General features: G+C 70.6%; 15 protein-coding genes and 2 pseudogenes. 7 read left to right on the top strand and 10 right to left on the bottom strand.

Going from position 1 to position 26,463, the window contains the following annotated elements:
- Positions 1-3: 3 nt before the first annotated feature.
- The 6 genes and pseudogenes from OG917_RS29500 to OG917_RS29475 all read right to left on the bottom strand — a co-directional run bounded on the left by OG917_RS29500 (position 4) and on the right by OG917_RS29475 (position 9,303).
- Positions 4-960 (bottom strand): aldo/keto reductase, encoded by a 957-nt coding sequence (locus OG917_RS29500; protein WP_328322278.1) that lies wholly within the window; start codon positions 958-960, stop codon positions 4-6.
- Between the two features lie 19 nt (positions 961-979).
- On the bottom strand, positions 980-2,356 hold the full coding sequence (locus OG917_RS29495) for a wax ester/triacylglycerol synthase family O-acyltransferase (RefSeq protein ID WP_328321340.1): 1,377 nt from the start codon (positions 2,354-2,356) through the stop codon (positions 980-982).
- Positions 2,357-2,487: 131 nt separating this feature from the next.
- Positions 2,488-4,576 (bottom strand): annotated as a pseudogene (locus OG917_RS29490) (SpoIIE family protein phosphatase).
- A 538-nt stretch (positions 4,577-5,114) separates the two neighbouring features.
- Positions 5,115-7,118 (bottom strand): annotated as a pseudogene (locus OG917_RS29485) (alpha-L-fucosidase); the annotation flags it as partial.
- 232 nt (positions 7,119-7,350) lie between these two features.
- Positions 7,351-7,551, bottom strand: a complete 201-nt coding sequence (locus OG917_RS29480; RefSeq protein WP_443059037.1) for a hypothetical protein — start codon at positions 7,549-7,551, stop codon at positions 7,351-7,353.
- Positions 7,552-7,848: 297 nt separating this feature from the next.
- Positions 7,849-9,303, bottom strand: coding sequence for an SDR family NAD(P)-dependent oxidoreductase (locus OG917_RS29475; RefSeq protein ID WP_328321337.1), 1,455 nt, complete (start codon positions 9,301-9,303; stop codon positions 7,849-7,851).
- 274 nt (positions 9,304-9,577) lie between these two features.
- Between OG917_RS29475 and OG917_RS29470 the strand changes: the two genes are divergently transcribed.
- Positions 9,578-9,997 carry an SH3 domain-containing protein gene (locus OG917_RS29470; RefSeq protein ID WP_328321335.1) on the top strand — a complete coding sequence of 140 codons (420 nt, stop codon included), beginning with the start codon at positions 9,578-9,580 and terminating at the stop codon, positions 9,995-9,997.
- A 50-nt stretch (positions 9,998-10,047) separates the two neighbouring features.
- Here the strand turns inward: OG917_RS29470 and OG917_RS29465 are convergent, their stop codons facing one another.
- Entirely contained in the window at positions 10,048-10,821 is a 774-nt protein-coding gene (locus OG917_RS29465; RefSeq protein WP_328321333.1) for an AraC family transcriptional regulator, read from the bottom strand.
- Positions 10,822-10,894: 73 nt separating this feature from the next.
- Here OG917_RS29465 and OG917_RS29460 point away from each other — a divergent pair, with 73 nt between their 5' ends.
- Positions 10,895-12,139 carry an MFS transporter gene (locus tag OG917_RS29460; protein ID WP_328321331.1) on the top strand — a complete coding sequence of 415 codons (1,245 nt, stop codon included), beginning with the start codon at positions 10,895-10,897 and terminating at the stop codon, positions 12,137-12,139.
- Between the two features lie 8 nt (positions 12,140-12,147).
- Here OG917_RS29460 and OG917_RS29455 read toward each other — a convergent pair whose 3' ends face one another.
- The 3 genes from OG917_RS29455 to OG917_RS29445 all read right to left on the bottom strand — a co-directional run bounded on the left by OG917_RS29455 (position 12,148) and on the right by OG917_RS29445 (position 20,448).
- Positions 12,148-14,481 carry a GH92 family glycosyl hydrolase gene (locus OG917_RS29455; protein WP_328321329.1) on the bottom strand — a complete coding sequence of 778 codons (2,334 nt, stop codon included), beginning with the start codon at positions 14,479-14,481 and terminating at the stop codon, positions 12,148-12,150.
- Positions 14,482-14,587: 106 nt separating this feature from the next.
- A complete protein-coding gene (locus OG917_RS29450; RefSeq protein WP_443059036.1) occupies positions 14,588-17,746 on the bottom strand; it encodes a discoidin domain-containing protein in 3,159 nt (1,052 codons plus the stop codon).
- A gap of 131 nt (positions 17,747-17,877) precedes the next feature.
- Positions 17,878-20,448 carry a PA14 domain-containing protein gene (locus tag OG917_RS29445; RefSeq protein ID WP_443059110.1) on the bottom strand — a complete coding sequence of 857 codons (2,571 nt, stop codon included), beginning with the start codon at positions 20,446-20,448 and terminating at the stop codon, positions 17,878-17,880.
- Positions 20,449-20,629: 181 nt separating this feature from the next.
- Here OG917_RS29445 and OG917_RS29440 point away from each other — a divergent pair, with 181 nt between their 5' ends.
- The 5 genes from OG917_RS29440 to OG917_RS29420 all read left to right on the top strand — a co-directional run bounded on the left by OG917_RS29440 (position 20,630) and on the right by OG917_RS29420 (position 26,416).
- Entirely contained in the window at positions 20,630-21,667 is a 1,038-nt protein-coding gene (locus OG917_RS29440; protein WP_328321325.1) for a LacI family DNA-binding transcriptional regulator, read from the top strand.
- Positions 21,668-21,809: 142 nt separating this feature from the next.
- Positions 21,810-22,910: an ABC transporter substrate-binding protein gene (locus OG917_RS29435; protein ID WP_328321323.1), complete on the top strand. Its 1,101-nt coding sequence runs from the start codon at positions 21,810-21,812 to the stop codon at positions 22,908-22,910.
- Positions 22,911-22,933: 23 nt separating this feature from the next.
- A complete protein-coding gene (locus OG917_RS29430) occupies positions 22,934-24,445 on the top strand; it encodes a sugar ABC transporter ATP-binding protein (RefSeq protein WP_328322274.1) in 1,512 nt (503 codons plus the stop codon).
- Positions 24,438-25,400, top strand: coding sequence for an ABC transporter permease (locus OG917_RS29425; protein WP_328321321.1), 963 nt, complete (start codon positions 24,438-24,440; stop codon positions 25,398-25,400). Before OG917_RS29430 ends, OG917_RS29425 begins: the two co-directional genes overlap by 8 nt.
- A complete protein-coding gene (locus OG917_RS29420; protein WP_443059035.1) occupies positions 25,397-26,416 on the top strand; it encodes an ABC transporter permease in 1,020 nt (339 codons plus the stop codon). Before OG917_RS29425 ends, OG917_RS29420 begins: the two co-directional genes overlap by 4 nt.
- The last annotated feature ends 47 nt before the right edge of the window (positions 26,417-26,463 follow it).

Raw genomic sequence — 26,463 nt, 5'->3', positions numbered from 1 at the left:
CTCTCAGTCCTTCCCGAGCCCGGCGAGCTCGTCCCAGAGCGCCTCCGGCAGGTCGATCCGCAGCATCTCCGCGGCGTCGTGCACCTCGGCGGCCGAGCGGGTGCCGGCGAGCACGCTCGCCACGGCCGGGTGGCGCCGGGGGAACTGCAGGGCGGCGGCCCGCAGCGGCACCCCGTACCGCTCGCAGACCGCCTTCATCCGCAGCGCCCGGTCCAGGACATCCGCGGGCGCGGCGCCGTAGTCGTAGGGAGCATCCAGCCTGGGGTCGGCGAGCAGACCGGAGTTGAAGACGCCGCCCACGACGACGCTCCGGCCACGCGCCTGCGCCTCGGGCAGCAGGGTGTCGAGTGCGGACCGGTCGAGCAGTGTGCAGCGCCCGGCGCAGAGCACCAGGTCGGCATCGGTGTCGCGGAGGAAGCGGGTGAGCATCGCCGTCTGGTTCATCCCGGCGCCGATCGCGCCGATCATCCCCTCGGAGCGCAGTCGCTCCAGCATGGGATAGGCGTGGTGGAAGGCGTCCTCCGCGTGGTCGTCCGGGTCGTGCAGATAAGCGATGTCGATCCGGTCGGTACCGAGCCGGTCCAGGCTGTCCTCGATGCTGCGCCGTACCCCGTCCGCGCTGAAGTCCCAGACCCGGTGATGGGTCGCGGTGACGGCGAATCCGTTGCCGAGGTCGTCGCCCTCACCCGGCCCGGGCTCCAGCAGTCGTCCGACCTTGGTCGAAATCGTATACGCGGAGCGGGGTCGGCCGCGCAGGGCTTCGCCCAACCTCCGCTCGGAGAGGCCGAGTCCGTAGTGCGGAGCGGTGTCGAAGTACCGGACACCCGCCTCCCAGGCAGCATCGACCGCATCTCGGGCCTCGGCCGGGTCCACCGGAGTGAAGAGATTGCCGATCCCGGCTGCCCCGAAGGACAGTTCCGTCACCTCGACTGTGCTTTTCCCGATCTTGTTGCGCCGCATGAGACGAATATTCATCGGATCACTTCAAGGCGTCAACACCCGTGCGGGATCTCTCTTCCGCTGCTTTCAGCAGTTCGGCGAGCTCGTCCGGGAAACACTGCGCGAGCCGGCCTGCATCCGGCACGGCCTTCCCGTCCGCCACCAGGCCGACATGGACCCGCCCGCCGTAGGCGGAGAGCGCGACGGCGAGCGACTGCCCCTGGGCGAGGGGCGCCAGCGGGTAGAGCTCCCGCAGGGGACAGCCGCCGAGGGAGAGCGTCGAGCGCGGCAGGGGCACGCTGGTCACCAGGACGTCGAAGAGCATCCGGGCCGCGCTCCCGGCCAGCTGGGCCCCCACCCGGTGGGCAAGCGGGGGGAGCCGGTCCGCCAGGACGGCCACCGCGCCGGCGCCACGCGTGGGGCCCGCCGCCTTGTTGCGGTCCATGGCGGCGCGGACCCGGCAGAGCCGCAGCCAGGGATCGGGTTCGGCCACCGGCAGGCCGAGCAGATACGCGGACAGCTTGTTGGCGGAACCGTACGGGGCGCCGGGGCGCCGCCGGGACACCGGCACCAGCGCCCGCGGATCGGCTCCGGGCAGCCGCTCACCGCGCTCCAGCATCCAGCTGCGCAGCCCTCCCGCCACCACCGCGAGCAGCACGTCGTTGGAGGTACCGCCCGCCTCCCTGCGGACCCGCAGCACATCGTCCTGGTCGAGGACGGCGGTGGCGAGCCGCCGGGTGCCACTGGAGCTCGCGGCCAGCGCGGAGCCGCCCCCCAGGTCGAGCCGGGTGGCCCGCACGACCGAGGCCCCGATCCCCACGGCCCGGCCCAGCTCCTCGATCCGCTCCCTGGCGAATCCGGCGAACTGCCCGGGTCCCGGCGTCCAGGACCGCGGTGGCACGGCGCGGGCCCGTCCACCGCCGGCGCCGCGCCCGCCGGCGATCTGGTCGAAGATCCCGGCTCCGATCGCCACGGCCCGCATCCCGTCGGCCAGCGCGTGGTGCAGCTTGACGAGAACGGCGAAGGAGCCGTCCGGACCCCCGGTGAGCAGGTACATCTCCCAGGGCGGCCGCCCGCGCTCCAGTGGCTGCTGCATCAGCTCGCCCGCGAGCCGGTTGGCGGCGCCGGTGAAATCGCCGCCGGGCAGGGCGGTGTGCCGCACATGGCGCCGCACGTCGAAGTGCTTGTCCTCGGACCAGGCCGCGCCACCCAGGGGCAGCAGGACGGGGCGTACGCACATCCGCAGCCGGGGGACCGCCGCGGCGCGTTCCGCCAGCAGATCCATGATCTCCTCCGGGGCGGCCCCACCGGCAGGAGCGGACCCGAAGACCGCGAGGGCCCCGAGGTGCATGGGGTGCCCGGCGGATTCGAGGTGCCAGAACGCGAGATCAAGCGGGGCCAGAGGCTCGGAGCTCAACAGATCCTCGATGTCGTCGGGAGCCGGCGCCGCGATGCCGTGGACAGACAGGCGGGATACGCAGTCCGGGCTCCATATGTCAGTTACGGTCAAGTGCGATCTCAATACTGACAGTTACCGTCGGGTATCCATCACATCGACGTCCTGTCCGGCAGCGCGAATTCACTCCAGACGCATTTGCCGCCGCCCCGCGACTCGACGCCCCACCGGTCGGCGAGCAGCTCCACCAGGAGCAGCCCCCGCCCGGAGACCCCCGTCTCCCCGGCGTCCCGGCGGCGCGGCAGCGCACTGGAGCAGTCGCCGACCTCCACCCGCAGCCTGCGGTTCGGCCCGGGGAGCAGCCTGAGGGTGACGTCCGCCCCGCCCTCCGTGTGTGTGAGCGCGTTGGTCAGCAGCTCGTCGGCGGTCAGTTCGATGTCGTCGGCCCGCTCCGCGGCGCCCCAGGCCCGCACGGCCGCCCGGATCATGTGACGCGCGGCGGCGAGTGCTCCCGGGTCGCACTGCGGCACGTCCTGCTGGAGCCTGCCGCCGCCCTGCGGGGTGTCCAGACCCTGCCTGCGCAGCAGGAGGAGCGCGACATCGTCGTCACCGCCCCACTCGCCGACCACCGCGCACAGCTGGTCGGCGAGCAGCTGGAGATCCCGGGGGCCGCTCCTCACCAGGGTGGCGAGCCGCTCCATCCCGTCGTCCAGATCGGCGCCCGGCCGCTCCACCAGCCCGTCGGTGAAGAGCAGCAGCGTATGGCCCGGGTCCAGTTCCAGCGTGGCGACCGGGTAGTCGAGCCGGGCGAACTCGGCCGAGAGCCCCAGCGGCAGACCGCCCTCCACCGGCACCCGGAGACAGCTGCCGTCGGGCGCCCGCACCAGTGGGTCGACATGCCCGGCACGGACGAGCTGGACCACCCCGGTGGCCAGGTCCACCTCCGCGTACAGACAGGTCGCGAAGCGGTCGGTGTCCAGCTCGTGCAGGAAGTCGGACGCCCGCGCCATCACGGTCGCCGGGCTGTGCCCCTCGCCTGCGTACGCGCGCAGCACGATGCGCAGCTGGCCCATCACGGCTGCGGCGTGGGTGTCGTGCCCCTGCACGTCGCCGATGACCGCGCCGAACCTGCCGTTGGGCAGGGGGATCACGTCGTACCAGTCGCCACCGATGTCACGGCCCATCCGGGCGGAGCGGTAGCGGACCGCGAGCTGCCCGCCTGGAACCTCCGGTATCCGCCGCGGCAGCATGGCCTGCTGGAGCCCCTGGGCGAGGTCGTGCTCCTGCTCGAAGAGCATGGCCCGCTGGAGGCTCTGCCCGATGGAGCTGCCGAGCGCGATCAGCAGGTCGCGCTCGTCCGGGCTGAAGCCGACCTTGTCGCGGTAGAGCAGCCCGAGCGCGCCGATCGGCCTGGCCTGTGCGATCAGCGGCAGATAGGCGGCCGATGTGATGCCGAGGCCCTTGATGTGCGGCCACAGCCGGGGGTAGGAGACCGCGAAGTCGTGCGCCGACTCGATGAAACGGGGCGCGAGGGTCCGGATCACCTCACTCATCGGGAACTGCTCGTCCACCCGGGTGTGCCGGGTCCCGGGCACGAAACTTCCCGCCGGGCCGTCCGCGACCAGCAGGATCCGGCCGGCCTCGACGAGCCCCATCACCAGGCTGGTCGCACCGAGGTACTCGAGCCCCCGGGCGTCGTTCAGCACGTCGATGACGTCCTGGACGGTACGGGCGTGGGCCAGGGCCGCGATGGTGTTCGCGACGACGCTGGTCCTGCGTCTGCCCTCGTTGTCCAGGGCGATCCGGACCGAGGCGTCGGCGAGCTCCTGGGCCGCGTGCCGGACGATACCGATGATCCGGTGGGGGCGGCCCGAGACATCGCGGCGGACCACGCCCTGCGTATGGGTCCACCGCAGTGCGCCGTCACGGCTCCGGATGCGGAAGTAGGCGCCGTAGAACGACCGCCCGCCCTTGAGTGCCTGGGTCACCATGATGTCCAGCCGGGCGGACTCCTCGGGCGGCACCCGGCGTGCGAGCGACTCCGGACGTCCGTCGTACTCGTCGGCGTAGAGATCGAACACGTCGAGGGCTGCCTGATCGAGGTGCATCAGCCCGGTGTCGAGATCCCAGTCGAAGCCGCTGCCCACGCGACGGCGCTGGCGCGCCTCCCCATCCGCCGGGGGGGGGGTGGGCGGGCCAGTCCGCCGGTAGGGAGAGGGCGCCCTGTACCCGTTCGACCATGCGGATCACCGCCGTCCGCGGTTTGCCCCGTGCGACGACAGGCCTCACCCCCCGGAACGCGGCGCACGCGCTCCGCACGCCCGGCCCGGGACAGGCCAGGCGAAGACCGGTCCGGACGGGGGCAGGACCGGGGCGGCGAGGGGGCCCGCCGGAAACACCGCGCCGGCGGGCCCCGCACACCTAACCGGCCTGCTCGATCTTGAAGACCCAGGCGTACTCCCCGGTGGAGCGGGCCCCGGGAGGGCATGCCGACGACGAGTCCTGTCCCCACGCGGCGCGCCAGGCGGAGCGGCCGCCGCCGGTACCCGAGCAGCGTCACCCGGTCCCCGCCGCGGATCGGCACCGGCGCCTCGACGGTCAGCGTGGCACCCGGCCGGACCAGCGAGTGGATGTAGAACGCCGCGCCCGGCCGGACCGTGAAGCGCAGATCGTCACCGAGCTGGGGCATCCGTGCCCAGTAGGTGCTGCCATGGATGGCCTCGCCGTTGATTTCGAGCCATTTGCCCGTCTGGCGCAGCCTGGTCTGCATGATCTCCGGGATGGTGCCGTCCGCACGCGGTCCGATGTCGAGCAGGAAGTTGCCGTTCTTGCTCGATGTGTCGATGAGCGTGTGCACGATCTCCTCCGCCGACATGTACATGCTGTCGGGGGTGGCCTGGTTGTAGCCGTAGCTGAACGGATCGAGTCCCCGGCTGGCCTCCCACTTGTCGGTGACGATCGAGTCGTACGTGGCGTACTCGGGTGTCGTGAAGTCGTGCGGCCCGATGCCGGACCGGTTGTTGACGGCGACCTCGATCGGCCGGCCCCGGTCCTTGGCGTTGTTGTAGTACTCGGCCATCACACGGCGGCTGTCGTTCGGTCCCCCGATGTCGCACCAGAGCACCTCGGGGTCGTACCCGTTGATCAGCTCCAGCATCTGCGGGGCCTGGTAGTCCTTGATGTAGTCCTTGCCCGCCGTGTAGCCGGTGTACGGGACGGGTTCATGGGTGTACGGATTGCGCGGCGGATAGAGCTGCCCGCTCCAGGGGTTGTCCGGGTTGAACCACTCGGGCATCGAGAAGTACAGCCCCCGGTGCAGCTCCGGGGCATAGCGGCGGGACGCGTCGAACAGCTCCCTGACCAGATCGCGCTTCGGTCCCATCTTCACGGCGTTGCGGTCGGAGACCTTGGTGTCCCAGAGCGCGAAGCCCTCATGGTGCTTGGAGGTGAGGACGTGGTACTGCGCGCCGGCGTCCCGGAAGAGCTCGACCCAGGAGCGCGGATCGAACTTCTCCGCCGTGAATCGCGGGATGAAGTCGTCGTAGGCGAAATCCTCGCCGTACACGTCGCGGTGGTGGGCGTAGGCGGGGTTGGCCGGGTCCTGCATCTGGTTCCAGTACCACTCGGCGTACTGCTTGCCGACCGGCGCCCAGGCGGGCACGGAGTAGACACCCCAGTGGATGAAGATCCCGAACTTGGCGTCCTGGAACCAGTACGGCGCCTGGTGCGTGGAGAGCGAGGCGTCGGTGGCCTGGAAATCCGGGACTCCGAGGACCAGCCTGCTCGCCGCAGTGGCGGCGTCGGAGCCGCGGCCATGGGCCACGACCCGGCCATCGCGCGCGGTACCCGGCTTCACGCCGGGCTTGCTGCGGATGCCGATCCGCACCCGTGCCTGGTCACCGGGGGCGAGCCGCGGCACACGTGCCGGGACGACGGTGCGGGCGCCCTCGACCTCGACGGAGAGCGTGAGGGCGTCGGAGCCGAGTACCGCGACCGTACCCGCGTTGACGACGGTGGCCTCGACGCTCTGGGCGCCCTGGTCGAGCAGACTCGTGGTGGAGCGGGCGTCGCGCACCGCGAGCGCGCGGCCTTCGGCAGCGGGCTGGAGCGAGAGCGCGAAGACGTGCAGCGCCGGCTTTCCGGCCTCCGCCGGATTCGTCTTCGGCAGGGTGATACCCACCAGCTCCCTGCTGGCGTCCACCGCCACTTCGGAGACCCCGAGGGCAACCTGGTGCTCGTCCTTCCCGCCCGATGGGGTGTAGCGGTAGGGGGCCGAGAGCGGGCCGCCGCCCGCGTACCAGTCGGGGCCGCCGAGCCCTGCGGTGCCGGTGGGGCCGTCCGCGTAGTGCAGGGTCACCTGGCCGGACACCTCGCCGTAGCTGCATGCGACGAGGAACGCCCCGGAGAGATAGCGCCCGGGAGGCAGGTCCAGCCGCTGCCCCAGGGCGACGATGTTGTTACTGGCCCCGGCGGCCGCTCCGGGGAATTCGAACGCGACACCGTTCAACCGCACAGCGCCGGACGGGAGTTCCTCACCGGGAAAGGTGTATCCGGAACCGTCGAAGTCGCCCCCGCGGGCGGCCGCGGTATCGATGCCGTCATTGTCGAACCACTGGTCGAGCGGTACGGGGACCGCGGCCGGGACCGCCCCCCACTCGCTCTTCGGGCTGTCACCGGGATCCGCCGTCGGTGTGCCGGGGGCGTGGGCCCCCTGACTGCCGGTGTCCGCGTCGGCCGTGGCCGGGGCGAGCAGGGCGGCGCCGACAGCCGCCCCCGCCGTCATTCCGAGTACATGGCGTCTTGGAAGTTCGGTCATAAGGTCCGATGATTGGAGCATGACAAGCGGCTGTCAATACACCTCACACCACAGAGCACCGCGCGGGGAAAATAATCCTTCACCAGACATCGGATGCCTTGTCACTGATTCCGCCGCCACTCCCCACTCACTCCGCCAGGAGACAACGCGAACGGCCCGCTCCAGGTGCGGAGCGGGCCGTAGGCCGTGCGTGCAGCGGTCAGTCGATCCCCTGCAGGATGTGGGGCTCGGCGAGGTCGTCCTCGTAGCCCGCCAGCCTGATCGGGGCCGACCTGGCCCAGACGTCGAGATTGAGAAGCTTCTCGGGCCGGACAGTCCCGGTGAGTCCCGCCGGGCGCTGCTCGCGCTTCGTGATGGTCTCTGATGTCACCGCGCACTCCTTTGTGTCGCGTAACCGCATGAACAGGGGCAGTTCGGACGCGGTGGCGCCGGCTTCCTGGCGGGACCGCGGCCCTGATGCGTGCCTGTCCCAGGACGGGACGAGAGATCTGGTGGAACCCCATCGACTGTCCGTCCAGATCAGAGTAACCAAATGAGCGGGGTTCCGCTCGATAGGGACGGCCGTCGGATGGCCAAGTTTTCTTTGCCTTCCGTTCAGCGGGGCGCCCATTCCGCCATAATCTGCCCAAATCGCCCCGAAGGCACCCCGGGAGCGGACAGACCGGTGCCACCGGGCCGGTCCGGGGGCGCGGTGCGGCTACCAGTTCGCGGGGGCGTAGTCCTTGAGGAAGACACTGTGCAGGTCGTCGCCCGCCTCGCCGCGCACGATGGGGTCGTAGACCCGGGCCGCGCCGTCGATCAGGTCCAGAGGGGCATGGAAGCCCTCGTCCGCGAGGCGCATCTTGTCGGGGTGCGGCCGTTCGTCGGTGATCCAGCCGGTGTCCACCGCGGTCATCAGGATGCCGTCCGTCTCGAACATCTCCTGGCCGCTGGTGCGGGTCAGCATGTTCAGAGCGGCCTTCGCCATATTGGTGTGCGGGTGGCCGGCCCCCTTGTAACCACGGCTGAAGACGCCCTCCATCGCGGACACGTTCACCACATAGGTGCGGGGCGCGGCTGCCGCCGCCATCGCCGGGCGCAGCCGGCTGATCAGGATGAACGGCGCCGTCGAGTTGCAGAGCTGGACTTCGAGCAGCTCGACCGCGTCGACCTCCTCGACCGTCTGGATCCAGCTGTTGGTGTCGTGCAGGTCCGGCACGAGTCCGCCCGCGTCGATCGCGGTACCCGCCTCGATCCGGGCGGGGGAGGCGGAGCCGGTGACGAGCGCGAGTTCGGCCACGTCCTGCGCGCTGAGCCCGCCGGGCCTGGCGCTGGGCAGCGAGACCTGTGCACCGCTGCCGTACGCGCCGATGACCTGCGAGGCGGGGAGCTCGCCCGCGGGCAGCGGCGCGCCCTCGGCGGCGATCAGTTCGCTGTACGCCTGCGGGGAGCGGCGCACGGTCTGGGCAGCGTTGTTGATCAGGATGTCGAGCGGCCCCTCGGCCGCGACCGCGTCGGCGAGCGCGACGACCTGCGCGGGGTCGCGGAGGTCGATACCGACGACCTTGAGGCGGTGGATCCACTCGTCGCTGTCCGGCATCGCCTTGAAGCGGCGGACCGCGTCCTTCGGGAAGCGGGTGGTGATGGTGGTGTGCGCCCCGTCGCGCAGCAGTCGCAGCGCGATGTACATGCCGATCTTGGCCCGGCCACCGGTCAGCAGGGCCCGCCGGCCGGTCAGGTCGGTACGGGCGTCACGGCGCGCACGGTTCTCCGCCGCGCAGTCGCGGCAGAGCTGATGGTAGAAGACATCGACCTCGACGTACCGGGTCTTGCAGATGTAGCAGGACCGGGGGCGCTGGAGGACGCCCGCGATCTCGCCCCGGGCGCTCGACGAGGGGAGCACCCCTTGCGTCTCGTCGTCGATCCGCTCGGCGGAGCCCGTGGCGGTGGCTTCGGTGACGGCCTTGTCGTGCGCGGTCTTGGCCGCGCGGCGCTCCTGCCTGCGGCGCTGCTTCACCGTCCGGTAGACGCCGGCGGTGGCCCGGCGTACGGCGATGGCGTCCGGGTGGTCGACGTCGATCGTGTCCAGCTCGTCGAGCACACTGAGGCAGAGAGCCAGCCGCTCCGGGTCGATGCCGGGGCCGAATGCCTGGCTGTCCTCTGTCACCGTCATCGTCGTTCCTCTGTGTTCCGTAGCCCCAGGTCAGCAGTCGGGCCGTCGACCAACTGTCGAAGATATACGGACCCGGGCGGCGATGCCAAAAACGTGGGAGCGCACCCTACCCGCTGACTGGTCTCCACGGTGCCGCGATCGGCCGTACAGGACAGGATCCGGCCTTACACGTTCGGCCCAACACCGCGTTTTCCGCTCATCGTTGGGTATTTTGCGGCGTAATGTCCGACTTGCGCCAATGAGTGTCATTGGCTACAAGCCACAGGAGAACGTTTTGTCCACAACCGCTGTCCTCCGTACCGCCCGCGGCCGGAACATCATCGCGGGTGCAGGCGCGCTCACCACCGCCCTGACTCTCGGCGCTACCCTGATGGCCGCCGCCCCGGCCCAGGCCGACCCGCCGAGGACCCCGTACGGCACGGTCACCTCCCCCACCGGCCTGATCCAGCGCCAGTACCCGAGCACGGACTCGTCCGTGCGGGGATCCCTGCGCTACCGCGAGCAGGTGGGCCTGCGGTGCAAGGTTCGCGCCCAGAACATCGACGGCAACACCATCTGGTACCTGCTCCGTGACAGCAACACGTGGATCTCGGCGCGCTACGTGGACAACCACGGCTACGTGAACTACTGCAAGGACGTCCAGCGCAGCAGCCCCGAGCTGCTCAACTCGGTGCCGAAGGGCGCCAAGGGCTGATCGGCCGCCTGCAGTGAGTGCGGCCGGGGTGCCCAGCGCCCCGGCCGCACTCAGCGCCCCGGGGTGAAGTACCGGGTGGGACTGGTACCGAGCGCGCGGCGGAACATCGCGGTGAAGGCGCTCGGTGTCGCGTATCCCAGCGCGGCGGACACCGACGTGACCGGTACCCCCCTGGCGAGCAGTGTGACCGCGTGAATGAGCCTGGCCTGCTGAACCCAGCGGGCCAGGCTCATTCCGGTTGCTGCCGGGAATCTGCGCTGCAGGGTGCGCGGGCTCAGATGCGCGAAGGCCGCGGCCTCCTCCGTGCGCCAGCCGGCGCCCGGGTCCCGCCGGACCGCGGCGCAGAGCGGGCCGAGCCCCTCGTCGGCCGGGGCCGGGAGGTGGAGCGCGGGGACCGGGTGCGGGGTGAGCTCCAGGAGGAGCAGGTCCATGACCTTGCCGTCGCGGCCCGACGGGTCGTACTCCACGGGCAGCCGCGCCGCCTCCTCGATCAGCTCGCGCAGCAGCGGCGGGACGGAGACGACCGTCGGATCCCGCGGCAGGCCGGGCTGGGGCTCGACGTACAGCGTGCGCATGGCGACCGCTCCCGCACAGCTCATCTCATGAGTGAGGCCGGCCGGGACCCATACCCCGCGGGTGGCCGGGACGACCCAGGCCCCATGGCCGGTGACCACCGTGATGGCCCCGGTCGTGCCGTAGATCAGCTGAGCGCGCCGGTGCCGGTGGGGCGGGATGTGGTGGCCGTCGGAGAGATCCCTGGCCATCGCGGCCAGCGGCCGCGGGACCCGCTGGTAGTCGTCGCGCTGTTCGCTCTTCCCGTACATTGGCGCATTCTCGATAGACAATGGCGTAGCGGAGAAAGTATGCCAGCAGGCACCCGCCCTAACGTCGGCTCATGTGATCGAATCCAACGTTTCCGCAGGCCAGGCAGGAGCGAGCGGTGGAGTGCGGCGGCTGACCCTGCTGCTCACCGCCACCAGCGCCGTCACGGCGGCCAATGTGTATCTCAGCCAGCCGCTGATGGGCGCGGCGGCGGCCTCGCTCCGGGCCGGGCCTGGCGCACTCGCCGCCGTTCCCACGGCCACCCAGGCCGGCTACGCGGCGGGCATCCTGCTGATCGCGCCGGCCGGTGACAGCCACGGCAGGCGGCGGCTGATCCTCGGGCTCTGCGCGGGATCGGCCGTCGCGCTCGCGGGGTGCGCGCTGGCCCCTTCGCTGGGCTGGCTCGTCGTCACGGGGTTCGCCGTCGGTCTGCTGTCGCCGGTCCCGCAGCTGGTCACGCCGCTCGCCGTGGCACTGGCGGGCGACGGCCGCGCCGGGGCGGCCGCGGGCCGGATCGTCGGCACCGTGCAGGGCGGCCTGCTGACCGGCGTGCTCGCCTCGCGCGCCTACTCGGGCTCGCTGGCCGAACTCGCGGGCTGGCGCACCGTGTTCGGATGCTCCTGCCTGCTGACGCTGCTGCTCGCGCTGGTGCTGCGCCGGGCCCTGCCGTCCGTGCCGGCCGCCGCGGGCGCCACCTCCTACCGGGACACCCTCCGCTCGCTGCCGCGGCTGTTCCTGGCGTATCCGCCGGTGCGGCGGGTCACCGTGGCGGGAGCGCTGGTCGGTATCGCGTTCGGGGCCTTCTGGACCACTCTGACCTTCCTGCTGGAGCAGCGGTACGGCATCGGCCCGACCGGGACCGGACTGTTCGGCCTTGTCGCCGCCGCCAGTGCGCTGCTCTCGCCGGCCGCCGGCCGGCTGGCCGACCGGGTCGGCAGGCGGGGCGCGTCGGCGGCGCTGACCGGGCTGGTCGTCGCGGGGTGGCTGGTCCTGCTGCCGGGTGGCACCCGCTTCTGGTGGCTGGCCGCCGGGGTGGTGGTGCTCGATGTGGGGGTCTGGGGCGGTCAGGCCGTCAGCCAGACCGTGCTCTTCACCCTGGACCCCCGTATCCACAACCGTCTCAATACCCTCTACTTCACCTTCCGTTTCCTCGGGATCGCGCTGGGATCTCTGGTGGGTTCGCTGGCCTGGGCGGCCGGCGGCTGGCCCGCCGTGGTGGGTGCCGGGACGGCCGCCGCAGCGGCCGGACTTGTGGTCGGTGTGCTGCCCGCCCGCGACGGCGGACCGCCCGCCCCCGTGTCAGGGAGCGGGCGGCACTGATCAGCCGGTCAGCGGACGGCGGGCGGGGCAGCGGAGGCGCCCGTACCCCAGTCGGACGGCTTGGCTCCGACGCCGAAGGAGAGGGTGCGGCCCGAGCGGATCTCGTCGGTGGTGAGATACGTCTTCGCGTGGGCCGTGCCGTCCACGGCTGCCGACTGGATGTACCGGTCGGTGTCCGAGGCTCCCGGCGCCTTCACCGTGAAGGTGCCGTGCGGGTAGTAGCGGCGGTCGAGCTTCAGATCGACGCGCTGGAAGGCGGGCGTCGACAGGCCCCAGGTATCGGTGCCGGGCTGGACCGGGAAGACACCGATCGAGGACAGGACGTTCCAGGCGGACATGGTGCCCAGGTCGTCATTGCCCGTCATACCGGTCGGGGTGTCCGTGAAGAGCGTCAGCGCGGCGTGCACCACGTCGGTCGTCTTCCACGGCTGGCCGGTGGAGAGATAGGTGTACGGAGCGATCAGGTCGGGCTCGTTCTGCGGGTTGTACTTGTCGGCGTTGTAGTAGTCGTACGGGCCGTTGACCCACACGTCGGTGGCCGTCTTCGCCGGGTCGGCGAGCAGCTGGTCGTAGGCGAAGAAGGAGTCGAGACGCTGGTTGGCCGCGTCCTTTCCGCCGATCAGGCCGACCATTCCGGGGAGGTCCTGCGGAACCATCCACTGGTACTGCCAGGCCGTGCCCTCGTGGAAGCCCTCGCCCTGCGCCGGGTCCGCGGGGCCGGTGAAGTTCCCGTTCTCGTCGCGGGCGCGGAAGAAGCCGGTCGAGGGGTCGAAGATGTTGCGGTAGCTCTGGGCGCGGGCCGCGTAGCGCGCGGCGTCCGCCTTGTGGCCGAGGTCGCCGGCCATCTGACCGAGCATGGCGTCGGAGAGCGCGTACTCCAGGGTGGCCGATGCCCCGTGGTCGAAGTCCGAGTCACCGGGCTTCACATGGGCGCGGTCCTTGATGTACGGCGCGAAACCGTCCTTCAGGTACTGGACGTTGGCTTCCCGGCCGACTGCGGGCGAGTCCGCGGGCGGGGTCCCGTCGGCGTTCTTCTTGAGCGCGCGGTAGGCCTGCTCCTCGTACCCCTTGAGCAGCCCCTGACGGTAGGCGTTGGTGAGGAAGGGAGTGACCGGGTCACCCGTCATGATGTTCGTCTCGACCGTGCCGTAGCCCCACTTGGGGAGCCAGCCGCTCTCCTCGTCGATCTTCAGTACGGAGATCGCCATGTTCCGCTCCTCGCGCGGGGCGAGGAGCGAGAGCAGCTGCGTCTGGGTCCGGTAGGTGTCCCACAGCGACCAGTTCTGGTAGTAGTCGAACCCCTTGGCGCGGTGGATCTTCTGGTCCCAGCCCGTGTAGCGGCCGTCGGTGTCGCTGCCGATGTTGGGGGCGAGGAACGACCGGTAGAGCGAGGAGTAGAAGGTCCGGCGCTGGGTGTCGCTGCCGCCCTGCGCCTGAACGTCCTCCAGCCGGTCCTCCCAGCTCGTCTGCGCGGCACGGTGGACGCGGTCGAAGCTCCTGCCGCCCTCGGCGCGCAGATTGCGGGCCGCGCCCGTCGCGTCGACGTAGCTGATGGCCGTGGTGGCCTCGACCGTGCGGTCCTTGGTGGTGTCGAAACGCACCCAGGCGCCGTTGCCGCCGCTCCCGGCGGACTTCCGGGAGCCCTCGGTGACGGTCCCGTCCTTCCAGGTGCCCGACGTGGTGAAGGGGCGGTCGAAGTGCGTGACCGTATAGAGGGTGTACGGCTTGGTGTCCTGGCAGAAGCCGCTGCCCGTGATGGCGGTCCTGATGGTGCGGGAGTCGAGGACCTCCACCGAGGTGGAGACCGTCTTGTGCAGCGACTGGCCCGCGTTCAGCAGGACGTTGGCCTTGCCGGTGGCAGGGAAGGTGTACCGCTGCACCCCGCTGCGCTTGGTGGCGGTGAGCTCGGCGGTGATGCCGGAGTCGAGCCCCACCTTGTAGTAGCCGGGGCTCGCCTTCTCGGTGTCGTGGCTGAACTTCGCCGCGTACTTGGCGTAGTCGGTCTCGGTCACGTCCCCGGTCGTCGGCAGGGTCGGCAGATCGCCGCCGAGCCCGCAGCCCACCCCGGAGATGTGCACGCTGGAGAAGCCGCGGATCTCGTTCTGCGCGTGGTCGTAGCCGGTGTTGTGCCCGGTGTCCGGCGAGAGCTGCACCATGCCGAAGGGCACGGCGGCCCCGGGATAGGTGTTCCCCTCGTTCTCCGTGCCGATGAACGGGTTGACGAGATCGGTCAGCCGGCCGTGGGCCGCGGCCTCGGCCGTCGGGGCGGCGAGGGCCCCGCCGATGAGCGCGGCTGCGGCTACGGCCGTCCCTGCGCCGCGCAGCCGTTGTGTCCAGTACATGGGTGGAGACCTCCGGAGGGAAGAAGGGAGAACTCGAACAGGTGCGTCCGGGACCGTGGGCGTGCGTGTGGGGGTGTCTTGGGGGCGGGGCCTGTGGGAGCGCGGGTCAGGAGACGCCGAGCGAGATCAGGGTCGCGTCCCCGTGCTGCCAGCCGGGGACTGCGAGCGCGACGTACCGGGCGGAACCGTCCGTGGTCAGCGCGCTGTCGTGACCGCGGCGGACGAGCTCCCCCGCCGCCCGGTAGCCGACGCCGTCGGTGCTGAACTCGGCGCGCGACGCCGGTGCCCGGCCGCCTGTCCACACCGCCCTTACCGCACGCACCCGTTGCACGGAGCCGAGGTCGACGACCATGCGGCCACCGGGGCCCGGCGTCCACGACGTGTGGCGCGCTCCGTCGACCGCGGCCGCCGGGTCCGACATTCCGGGCGGCAGGGGCGCCGTCGGGAAGGTGGTGCGGCCGAGTGCGGCGTCGTCGAGCGGGTACGGGGTGGCGCCGGGGATCCTGACATCGGACGGGCGGCCGGAGCGCAGGGTCACTGCGACGCCGCGCCCGCCAGGAGCGGTGACGACGTACCGGCCGGAAGGCCCGGTGAGCCGTACGGTGCCCGCGTCGCCGACCTCGGCGCGCAGCCCGGCGGGGACCCGAGCGCCCGACGCCGTACGCAGCGTCAGACGCAAGGGGGCCAGCGTCGCGGCGGCGGCGCCGAGTTCGGCCACGGTGTCGGTGCCCGAGCCGGTGACGGTCTGGTCACCCGGGTAGAGGCGTACGGAACGGGTGTCCTGCGGGAGGGTGACGGTGGTGGTGACCGGCTGCCCGGTGAGGTTGAAGAGGCTCAGCCAGCCCTCCGCGTCGCTGACCAGGACCCCCGGGTGCCCGGACGCCGGGACGGCCCGGGCGGCGGCGGCGCGGGTCCTGGCGGCGTCGGCGGAGGGGTATCCCTCCACGAGCAGGGGCTGGGCGGGGCCGTCGCAGAGGACGACCGTGTCGCCGTACACGGCGAGCGGACTCCGGGCGCCGCGGACGACGAGCCCGGCCCGTCCGTCCACACAGAGCCAGCCGCCCGTGCTGGTCAGGTCGGGACGCGGGTAGTGCGCCAGGTCGGTCCACACCTGTCCGTCGGACGAGCCCTGAACGGTGTAGGCACGGCCGGCCGCGGACTCCCAGCGCAGCGTGACACGGTCGAAGCGGCGCTCCGCACCGAGGTCGACGGTGAGCCGGCTGTCCGCGCGGGTCCGGTCCGCGCGGGAGACCGCCCACCGGGTCGTGGTGTCCCCGTCGACCGCGAGGGCGGCCTCCTTGCCGGTGTCCTCCGACGACGCGGTGGCGGTGGCGCCCCGCGCCAGGTCGGCGCCCGAAGCCCCGTCGCGGACCTCCATGGCGTAGAGGGAGTACCCGTAGGCAGGGTCGGGGGTGATCCCCTGCATCCGCACATACCTGAACGCCGTCGCCTCCAGGGCGAGTTCGTCGGTGCGTGCCGACGAAGCCGCCGGCGCGGCACCGTCGCGCGCGGGCACGGTGACCGCTCCCCCGGCGGCCGTGTAGGTGCGGCTGCCGTCGAGCCCGGGGATGCCCGGCATGGTCAGGTTGCGCACCTCCAGGTGTCCCTCGCCCGTGCCGGTACCCGACGTCGCGTAGACCACCGTGCCCGAGGGAAGCGTGGTCAGGCCCGCGAATCCGGTGCCGAGAGTGAGCACGCTCGCGCTTCCGTCGAAACCGTCGCGCAGTGCGCTGTACGTCACCGTGGTGCGGGCCGTCACCGTGCCACCGCTGCTGGGCAGGAACATCGGGGTGTGCCCGCTGAGGGCGAAGAGCCAGTCGTCGTGGGCGGGCTGCCAGGCGAACTTGACGAAGCCGGGTTTGCTGACCGTGGCCGCCCAGGCGCCGGGCGACTGATGGGCGAGCAGCCCCGGCCCGGTACCGAAGTCCTTGGCTCCGCTCGCCTGCGCGAAGAGCTCGCGCTCGCTCAGCGGCCGCACCGGTGAGCCGGTGCGGGCCCGCCACTCGTGCAGCAGATAGCTGATCGCGATCTCCGCGCGGGCCTCGGGCTCGTACTTGGGCTCTCCGGAGAACTTCGCCATCCGGTGTTCCGGCGGATACGCCTGGTAGGCCAGGAGCCGCGCTGCCAGCGCCTCCTCGGCGCGGGCCGCCGCACGGTCGCCCGCGACCTGGGCGAGGAAGGCGAGCGGGATGATGTCACGTCCGTAGAGATGCTCGCGGTCCTCGACCATGGGCATCAGCGGTTCGCCCGCGTCGCTCATCACCATGAGCAGCGTGTCCCAGAGCGGGCCCGCGTTGGGCTGTGCGGTCAGGACCTCGGGCAGCGGCTGCCCCGCGGTGATGAAGTGGGCGGCGTTGCGGCCGGAGGTACGCCAGAGCTCGGCCTGGTAGTGCGGGCCGAAGGAACCGTGGTTCTCGACGATGAAGGTGTCGTACAGGTTGTGGGCGGTGTTGGCGCTGACCGGGACGCCGTCCACCCGCGCCGGGTTGGCGAGGTCGGCGGCGGGGAGGCCGGTCTCGTTGCGGCTCCAGCGGCCGAACGCCGTCCGCCAGTCGCCCTGGTGGCTGTCGTCGGGCGCCCAGGCGATCCCCGGGGCCAGCGACTGGGCGTAGACGCCCATCTCCTCCAGCTTGGTGTCCCCGGTGAAACCGCCGGCGGAGCCGTGCGGCGTCCAGTCGCCCGACGCGGGGTCGTCGGCCGTGCCGAGGCCGGTCGTGTACTGCGCCTGGGCGCGGGCGATGGTGTCGACGTTGCTCCGGGTGTCCTCGTCGAGGCTGCTCCAGAGCAGCCGTGCGGCGAGGATGAAGTACGACTGGAAGGTGGTGTCGAAGAAGAGGGTGCGGCCCCATTCCGTCCCGCCGGTCAGCCGGTTGGAGGCGGCGAAGTGCCGGATCGTGGCGAGGGTCCGCGTGCGCAGGGTCTCCTCGCCGACCCCTGCGGCATCGGCGTCGTAGGTGCCGCGCGTCAGGAGCAGCGCGTTGCCCAGGACGACGGCGAAGCCGAAGTCGGTGGCGGTGTAGTGGCCGAGTTCCGCGTCCCACTGGGTCTCGGACCAGCGGGTGTAGTCGAGCAGGACGCGGTAGTAGGTGCCGGCCACCGCGTCCGGGGGCTGTGTGCTCCCGGGCCGGGTGGTGTGGGCTGTCCGGCCGGGCTCCGCTGCGGCGGGGGCGGCGCCCATGGCGAGCGGTACGGCGGTCAGCGCCGCGGAGAGGCCCAGCAGTTGGGCGAAACGGCGCCTGCTCAGCTCGTACGGGTGAGGGGACAAGCCGCTACGCCTCCTTGGACAACGTTGTCAGAACGCGATCATTGTTGGTTCCTGTCGGGCTCGCGTCAAGAGTTCGAACCGGAATGCTCCGTGTGCTCCGGAGCGCGGGCGTCCGGAGCACACGGGGCCGGTCAGGAGGCCGGGCACCCTGCCGGTACCGCCTGTGACGCGTCGTGGATCAGCGCGTCCTGGGCCGCCTTGACCCGCTTCACGTCGGGCTTGATGATCTTCCGGTCGTAGGTCATCAGCCCGTTCAGCTCGCCCTCGACATCGGAGATCTGGGTGTAGACGGCTCCGTTGCTGCCCTGGCAGGCGAGCTTGCGCACCTCGCCGAGCTTGGTGAGGTAGTCGTCGGTGTAAGCGGCCGGGTCGACGTCGACGTACGACTGCTGCACCGCCCAGGCGTGCCCGGGAACGGCCAGCCCGAGTCCGCCGTACTCACCGCTGACGATCGCGCGTTTCCCGTCGGGCGCCGGCAGGGCCGGGCTCGGGTACCCGTGTTCGTCGATGATGTCGCCGGTGCCTCCGTCGGCTCCCAGGTTGATGCCCGACATGCTGTTGACCAGCCGCGTCGGATCCCATGCCTTGGCCTGGTCGGCGATGCGTGCCATGTCGTACTGGCCCCAGCCCTCGTTGAACGTCACCCACATGACGACCGACGGATGACTGCTGTGCTGGTCGATCATCTGCTTCATCTCGTGCTCGTACTCGGTACGCGCTGCCGGGGACGGATCGGTGCCCGCCTCCATGGCCGGCATGTCCTGCCAGACGAGCAGCCCGAGCTTGTCGGCCCAGTAGAACCAGCGGTCGGGCTCGACCTTGATGTGCTTGCGCACCGAGTTGAAGCCCATCGCCTTGTGCATCTTCAGGTCGTACGCGAGGGCTTCGTCGGTGGGCGCGGTGTACAGACCGTCCGGCCAGAAACCCTGGTCGAGGGTGGCCATCATGAAGACCGGCTTGCCGTTGAGCACGGTACGCGGAGTGCCGTTCACCTTCTCGACCGCGATCGAGCGCATCCCGAAGTAGCTGCCGACCCGGTCGGAGCCGACCGTGACCTTGAGCTGGTAGAGGTGCGGGTCGTCCGCCGACCAGAGGTGCGGTTCGGGCACGGGCACACTCAGGGCCGCGCCGGTACGGCCGGTTGCGGTGCCGACCTTGCGCTTGCCGTCGTACGCGGTGGCGGTGACGGGCACGCCCTTGCGGACTCCCTGCACATCGACGGCGACCTTCTGCGCCGCGATGTCCGGCGTCAGCTTGAGCGAGTCCGCGTGGTCGGCCGCGACCGGCTCCATCCACACGGTCTGCCAGATGCCGGACGACGGGGTGTACCAGATGCCGCTCGGGTCCTCGCGCTGCTTGCCCATCGGCGGGTTCTCGCCGTCCTTGGCGTCGGTGGGGTCGTAGACCCCGACGATCACCTCCTGGGTGCGGCCCGGCTTCAGCGCGTCGGTGATGTCGGCGCTGAACTTGTCGTAGCCGCCCTTGTGTTCGGTGACCTTGGTGCCGTTGACGTACACCTCGGCCTGCCAGTCGACCGCACCGAAGTTGAGCTGGAGCCGCTTGCCGGAGCCGACCTTCCAGCCCTTGGGCACGGTGAACGTACGCCGATACCACATCCGGTCCTCGTGCCGTTCGACTCCGGAGAGCTGAGACTCCACCGGGTACGGGACGAGGATCTTCTCCGCCAGCTTCTTTCCGACCGGCGGCTTCTCCCCCGCCTTGGCGGCGGCGAACTGCCAGCTGCCGTTGAGGTTCTGCCAGTCGTCCCGCGTGAGCTGCGGCCTGGGGTACTCGGGGTGGGCGTTGGAGGGGCTGACATCGTCGGCCCACTTGGTGCGCAGTTCGTACTGGGAGTTGTTGGCGCCGCTCGACCAGAAGGCGCCGACGGTTTTGCCGTCCTGTCCCTTCAGGGCGCCCTGCCCGTCGTAGCGGACGTCGGCGAGGCCGCCGGCGCCGCCGCCCTTCTTGCCGACAACCGGCTTCTTGAGTGCGACGGTGAGACTGTGCGGGTCGGCCGGGTCCGCCTTGACGGTGCCCAGCGGCCATGTCGCGCCACCGATGACGGCGCCGAGGTGGCCCGCGAGGCCGGCGGGCGGGGGTGCGAGTTTCTGCGCGAAGTCCAGCTTGAGGGTGCGGCCGGACTTCTGGACGGTGGCGGCGATGGCACCGTCGTAGTCGTAGCCGTCCGGCAGCAGGAACGCGGACTGCGGGACGGGGGTCTTGGTGCCGCCCGGCGGGGTCCACTTCAGATGGAGGTTGGAACCTCCCTCGTGCTCGAAGTACTCGATCTTGATGTCATAGGCCTTGCCTGCGGTCAACTCGACCGGCTGGGAGGTCTGTTCCTTCTCCCAGTCGTCGACCCAGTGGTCGATGACAGGTTTTCCGTCGATCCAGAGCCGGAAGCCGTTGTCCCCGGTCATCGAGAACGTGTGGGCCCCGGTCTTCGACGGAACGATCTTCCCGGTCCACCGCACGCTGTCGTTGTCCGACTGCCCGGTGGCGGACTGGAGCCGTGACTCCAGGGTGGGGAAGTCGATGTCCGGATCGAAGCCGGTGGCCTTGAGCTGCGCGAAGTCGAAGGCTCCCGGGGCGGATTGGGTGTAGTACTCCCCCTTCAGCCCATGGGCGGTGACGGCGGGAATCGGGCGGGCGGAGTCGGTGGGCGCGGCGGACGCGGCCGGTATGGCGGAGAGCCCTGCCATGCCGGTGACGGCGGCGAGGAGTAGGGCCAGATTTCTTCTGGTGCGCACGGATCCTCCTTTGTTGAGGAAGGGTGGCGGCTCGTTGCAACAGTCTGTACAACGTTGGAAGGAACGGCAGTTGGCATGAGAGCACGACTCCTGCCCGCTGTCCACCGGCATGACCACTCGGAGGGAAGACTCAGTGGGCGTCAGCCTCAAAGACGTCGCCGGACTCGCAGGCGTCTCGATCAAGACCGTCTCGAACGTGGTGAACAACTACCAGCACGTCACTCCCGCGATGCGCGCAAGGGTGCAGGCAGCGATCGACGAACTCGGCTATGTACCGAATCTCACCGCCCGTCACCTGCGGAAAGGCCGTACGGGGATCCTCGCGCTGGCCGTACCCGAACTGGGCAACCCGTACTTCGCGGAGCTCGCGGGGGCCGTGATCGACGTGGCGGCGGAGCACGACTACACCGTGCTGCTCGACCACACCCGCGGCGAGCGCGAACAGGAGATCCTGGTCAGCCAGGGCTTCCGCGGGCGGGTCATCGACGGGCTGATCCTCTCACCGATCGAGCTGGAGGCGGACGACCTGCGCAGCCGGATCCATGACGCGCCCCTGGTGCTGCTCGGGGAGCGCGAGTACGACCTGCCGTACGACCACATCGCGATCGACAACGTCGCGGCCGCGCGTCGGGCGGTGCGGCATCTCATCGGGCTCGGCCGCACCCGCATCGCGTACCTCGGTGCGCGGACCGATCGCATCAACCGCCCCGCCCAGCTGCGGCTCCGCGGCTGGCGCGAGGAGCTGACCGCCGCCGGGCTGCAGGCGCCCGACGCGCTGGTGGCCCCCACCAGCGGCTGGGACCGCGGGGACGGTGCGCAGGCGATGGCCTGGCTGCTGGACTCGGGCCGGCGGCCGGACGCCGTCTTCGCCTACAACGACCTGGTCGCGGTGGGTGCGATGCGGGTGCTCTCGGAACGCGGACTGCGGGTGCCGTGGGACGTGGCGGTGGTGGGGTTCGACGACATCGCGGAGGCCAGATTCGGGGCGGTCACCCTCACCACCATCGCACCCGACAAACAGTCCATCGCGCGGCTCGCGGTGGAGTCGGTCATCGGGGGGCTCCGGGCCCCGGAGAAGAATCCGGGGCCGGTGCCCGGAACGCCTCCCGGACGTGAACTGATCGCGGAATTCCGGCTGGTGGAGCGGGAGAGCACACGAGGACGCCGGTGACGCGGTATCAGTCCTTCGGAACGCGGAGGGTTTACAGGACCCTTCTAACGTTGTAAAAAGTGGCCCGGAACGCTGAGTCGACTCGTACGAGCCCGCCTCCCGTGCCTCGTTGCCACGGGTCTGCGCCAAATCTGGGGACGCCATGAATCCGACCATGCTGCTGCGCCGCACCACCGGCAAAGCTCTTCTCGCCACCGGTCTCGCCGCGAGCCTCGCGCTCGCGTCGGGCTGCGCCAAGTCCGAGGACTCCGGCTCGAAGGACACGTCCGCTTCGTCCGGCAAGGGTGACTCGGGCCAAGTCGTCGCCAGTCCGTCCGCGGGCGACGCCAAGAGCTGCACCATCGACCAGTTCGGTGGCAAGAAGCTCGACATCAAGAACGCGACCATCGGTTTCTCGCAGTCCGAGAAGGAAGCCAACCCCTTCCGGATCGCCGAGACCGCCTCGATGAAGGCCGAGGCCAGGAAGCGCGGACTGAAACTCCTCACGGCCAACGCGCAGTCGCAGTTCTCCAAGCAGATCAGCGACGTCCAGGACCTGATGGCCAAGGGCGCGAACCTGCTGGTCATCGCCCCGCTGAACTCGGACGGCTGGGGACCGGTGCTCCGGACGGCGCGGGCGAAGCACATCCCGATCGTCACCGTGGACCGCAAGATCAACGCCACCGCGTGCAAGGACTATGTGAGCTTCATCGGCTCCGACTTCGTCCAGCAGGGCAAGCGGGCGGCCGACCAGATGATCGCGTCGACGGGAGGCAAGGGGAAACTCGCCATCCTGCTGGGCTCCGCGGGCAACAACGTCACCACCGAGCGCACCAAGGGCTTCAAGGACGAGCTGAAGGCGAAGGCACCGGGTCTCAAGGTGGTCTTCGAGCAGACCGGCGAGTTCGTCCGCGAGAAGGGCCAGCAGGTCACCGAGCAGCTCATCCAGTCCAACCCGGACATCGCCGGCATCTACGCGGAGAACGACGAGATGGGTCTCGGCGCGGTCAACGCGCTGAAGGGAGCGGGCAAGAAGGCCGGTGCGGTGAAGATCGTGACCGTCGACGGAACCCGCAACGGCGTCCAGCAGATCGTGGACGGCTGGATGAGCGGTGACGTGGAGTCCAACCCGCGCTTCGGGCCGCTCGCCTTCGAGACTCTCGACAACTTCACCAAGGGCCAGAAGGTGGCGCAGGACATCATCATCCAGGACAGCGAGTACAGCAAGGACAACGCCAAGGCCGACATCGGCAAGGCGTTCTGACCGTGGGGGCGCCCGAACCGCCGGTGCTCTCCGTCACCGGCCTGACCAAGACGTTCCCGGGTGCCCGCGCGCTCGACGGGGTGGATTTCGCCGTGCGGTCCGGTGAGGTCCACGCCCTGATCGGTGAGAACGGCGCCGGGAAGTCCACCCTCATCAAGGTGCTGACCGGCGTCCACCACCCGGACGAGGGCGAGTTGGCCTTCCGCCAGGAGCCGGTCGCCTTCGCCACCCCGCTCGCCGCGCAGCACGCCGGGATCTCCACGATCTACCAGGAGGTGAACCTGGTCCCGCTGCTGAGCGTGGCCCGCAACCTCTTCCTCGGCCGGGAGCCCCGCAACCGGATCGGTCTGATCGACTTCCGCCGGATGCACCGCGAGGCCGGCGAGGCGCTCCGCTCGCTCGGCGTCCGGATCGACGTCCGCAGGCCGTTGCGCACGCTGGGCGTCGGCACCCAGCAGATGGTGGCACTCGCCCGCGCCGTCTCGGTCGACGCGCGGGTGGTCATCATGGACGAGCCGACGTCCTCGCTCGAACCGGCCGAGGTGCGGACCCTGTTCGGGGTGATCCGGATGCTGCGCGACCGCGGGATCGCGGTCATCTACGTCAGCCATCGCCTCGAAGAGCTGTACGAGGTGTGCGACACGGTGACCGTCCTGCGGGACGGCAAGGTCGTGCACACCGGGCCCATCGCCGAACTGGACCGGCTGCGGCTCGTCTCACTGATGCTCGGCCGCGAGATGGGTGAGGTGCGCAGCGAAGGTCTCACCAAATTCACCGGCGGGCACGCGGAGGACACGGAACCCGTCCTGGAGGCCATGGACTTGACGATACGTCATGTTCTGGACGGGGTGTCGGTCACCATCCGCCCCGGCGAGGTGGTCGGGCTCGGCGGGCTGCTCGGCTCGGGGCGCAGCGAGACCGCCAAGGCCATCGCCGGAGCACTGTCGCCCGACTCTGGCCGGGTACGGGTCGGCGGCGCCCCGGTCCGTACCGGCTCCACCCCCGCCGCCATCCGGGCGGGCATCAGCCTGCTGCCGGAGGACCGCAAGGCCGAGGGCATCGTGCCGGGGCTCTCGGTCCGGGAGAACATCGCGCTCGCCGCGCTGCCGGGGCTCTCGCGTTTCGGCCTGGTCGACGAGAAACGCATCGACAGCATCGTGGAGACCTTCATGGCGCGCCTGCGGATCAAGGCCGCGGGCCCGCACCAGAAGGTGGGTGAACTATCCGGCGGCAACCAGCAGAAGGTACTGCTCGCCCGCTGGCTCGCCATGCAGCCCCGGGTGCTGCTGCTGGACGAGCCGACCCGGGGCATCGACGTCGGCGCCAAGGCCGAGGTGCAGAAACTCATCGACGAACTGGCCGAGGACGGGCTGGGAGTGCTCCTGATCTCCTCCGACACCGAGGAGCTGATCGAGGGCTCCGACCGGGTGGTCGTCCTGCGGGACGGCGCCGTCATAGCCGAGCTGTCCGGCGACGGCGTCACCGGGGAACAGCTGCTGCGGGCCATCGCCGCGAAGGACGGGGACCATGACTGACCTGGCGCTCAGGCGCACTTCTCTCGACCGGGACCGGCTGCTGAGGCTGCTCCAGGAGTACGGCGTGTACGCCGGCGTGGCCGTGCTCATCCTGGCCAACGTCGCCTTCACGCCCCACTTCCTGTCCGCGGAGAACTTCCGCACCCAGGCCGTCCAGGTCGCTCCGGTCCTCATCGTGGCGCTCGGGATGGCTCTGGCGATCGGCAGCGAGGGCGTCGACCTCTCCGTGGGCTCGGTGATGGCCCTCTCCACGTCGCTGGTCTCGCTCTATCTGGGCTACGGGGTGTGGGTCGCGCTGATCACGGCCGTCATCGGCGGAGTCGTGGTGGGCGTGGCCAACGGCTCCCTGATCGCGTTCATCGGCGTCCAGCCCATCGTCGCGACGCTGGCGCTGATGGTGGCGGGGCGCGGGATCGCCCTGGTGCTGCTCCCGCAGCTCAAGGACATCCACGACCCTGCCATGGCGTCGCTCGGCTCCGGGGATGTGCTCGGCATCCCGTATCTGGCGCTGATCGCGGTGGCGCTGGCGGTGGTCGTGGCGTTCACCGTGCGGCGCACGACCTTCGGCAGGCAGCTGCTCGCCATCGGTGACAGCCGCCCTGCCGCACAGCTGGCGGGCCTTCCGGTCCGGCGGGTGCTGATCCTGGTCTACGTCTGCTCGGGGGTGCTGGCCGCCGTCGCCGGTGTGCTCGCCTCCGCGCGTCTGCAGGCCAGCGACCCGACCTCGCTCGGCAATCTGATGGAACTCTCCGCGATCACCGCGGTGGTCGTCGGCGGTACGCCGCTGAGCGGCGGCCGCATCAGGATCGGCGGCACCGTGGCGGGGGCCGTCCTCATCCAGCTTCTCACCGCCACGCTCATCAAGCACGATCTGCCTCCGTCCTGGACGCAGATCGCCCAGGCCGTGGTGATCGTGCTCGCGGTGTACGCGGCACGGGGACGGGGGAAGCGGTGACCGCCGTGCAGACCATCGGGACCGGACATTCGGCCGGAGGGGACGAGCCGGCCGGCTCGACCCGCGGGGAGCGGATCAGCGCACTCGCCCAGCAGCACGGCGCTCTGGTGACGCTGATCGTCGCCGTGATCGCCGCATCGCTCAGCTTCGACACCTTCCTGACTACCGACAACCTCGGCAACATGGCCGTCTCCTCGGCCTTCCTCGCCGTCGTGGCCCTCGGGATGACCTTCGTGATCATCACGGGCGGCATCGACCTCTCGGTGGGTTCGCTCTTCGCACTGGGAGGTGTGCTGGGGGCCTGGGGCTCGCGGTACGGGACCCTGGTGGCCCTGCTTCTCCCGCTGACGGTGTGCGGACTGATCGGGCTGGTCAACGGCCTGCTGATCGCGAGGGCCAGACTGGCGCCGTTCATCGTGACGCTCGCGTCCCTGCTCGCCGCTCGCGGCATCCTGCTGGCGATCACGAACGAGGGGGCGACGACCTACCTGGTCGACGACACGTCGTTCTTCGCCCGCCTCGGCCAGGACAAGCTGCTCGGTGTCGGGGTGCCGGTCTGGATCACCGTGGCGCTCTTCGTCCTGGGGGCCGTGGTGCTGCGCCGCACCCGCTTCGGCCAGTACGTGTACGCGGTCGGCGGGAACGAGGACGCGGCCGCGCTGATGGGCGCGCCCGTCGCCCGCACGAAAACCACCGTGTACGCGCTCTCCGGCGTCTGCGCGGGGCTCGCGGGCGCCCTCAACGCCGCCTGGCTGGTCTCGGGGGTCACCATCCTCGGCTCGGGTATGGAGCTGGAGGCGATCTCGGCCGTCGTCATCGGGGGCACCCTGCTGACCGGCGGATTCGGCTTCATCAGCGGCTCGCTCGTGGGTGTGCTGCTGTTGAAGGTCATCCAGAACGTCATCAATCAGATCGGCTCGCTGGACTCCGCGTACCAGCAGGTGGTCAGCGGCGCCTTCCTCGCGGCCGTGGTGATCGCACAGACGTGGCTGGGCAGACGCCGCAGGATGCTGTGAGGCCCCGGTCCGCCTGCCCGGCCGGGCCGGGGCGGCGGGTGCCGGGG

Origin of the sequence: Streptomyces sp. NBC_00388, assembly GCF_036061255.1 — a bacterium.
GTDB lineage: Bacteria > Actinomycetota > Actinomycetes > Streptomycetales > Streptomycetaceae > Streptomyces.
The sequence above is the reverse complement of the archived record's forward strand: the minus strand, read 5'-3'. Positions and strand labels throughout refer to the sequence as shown.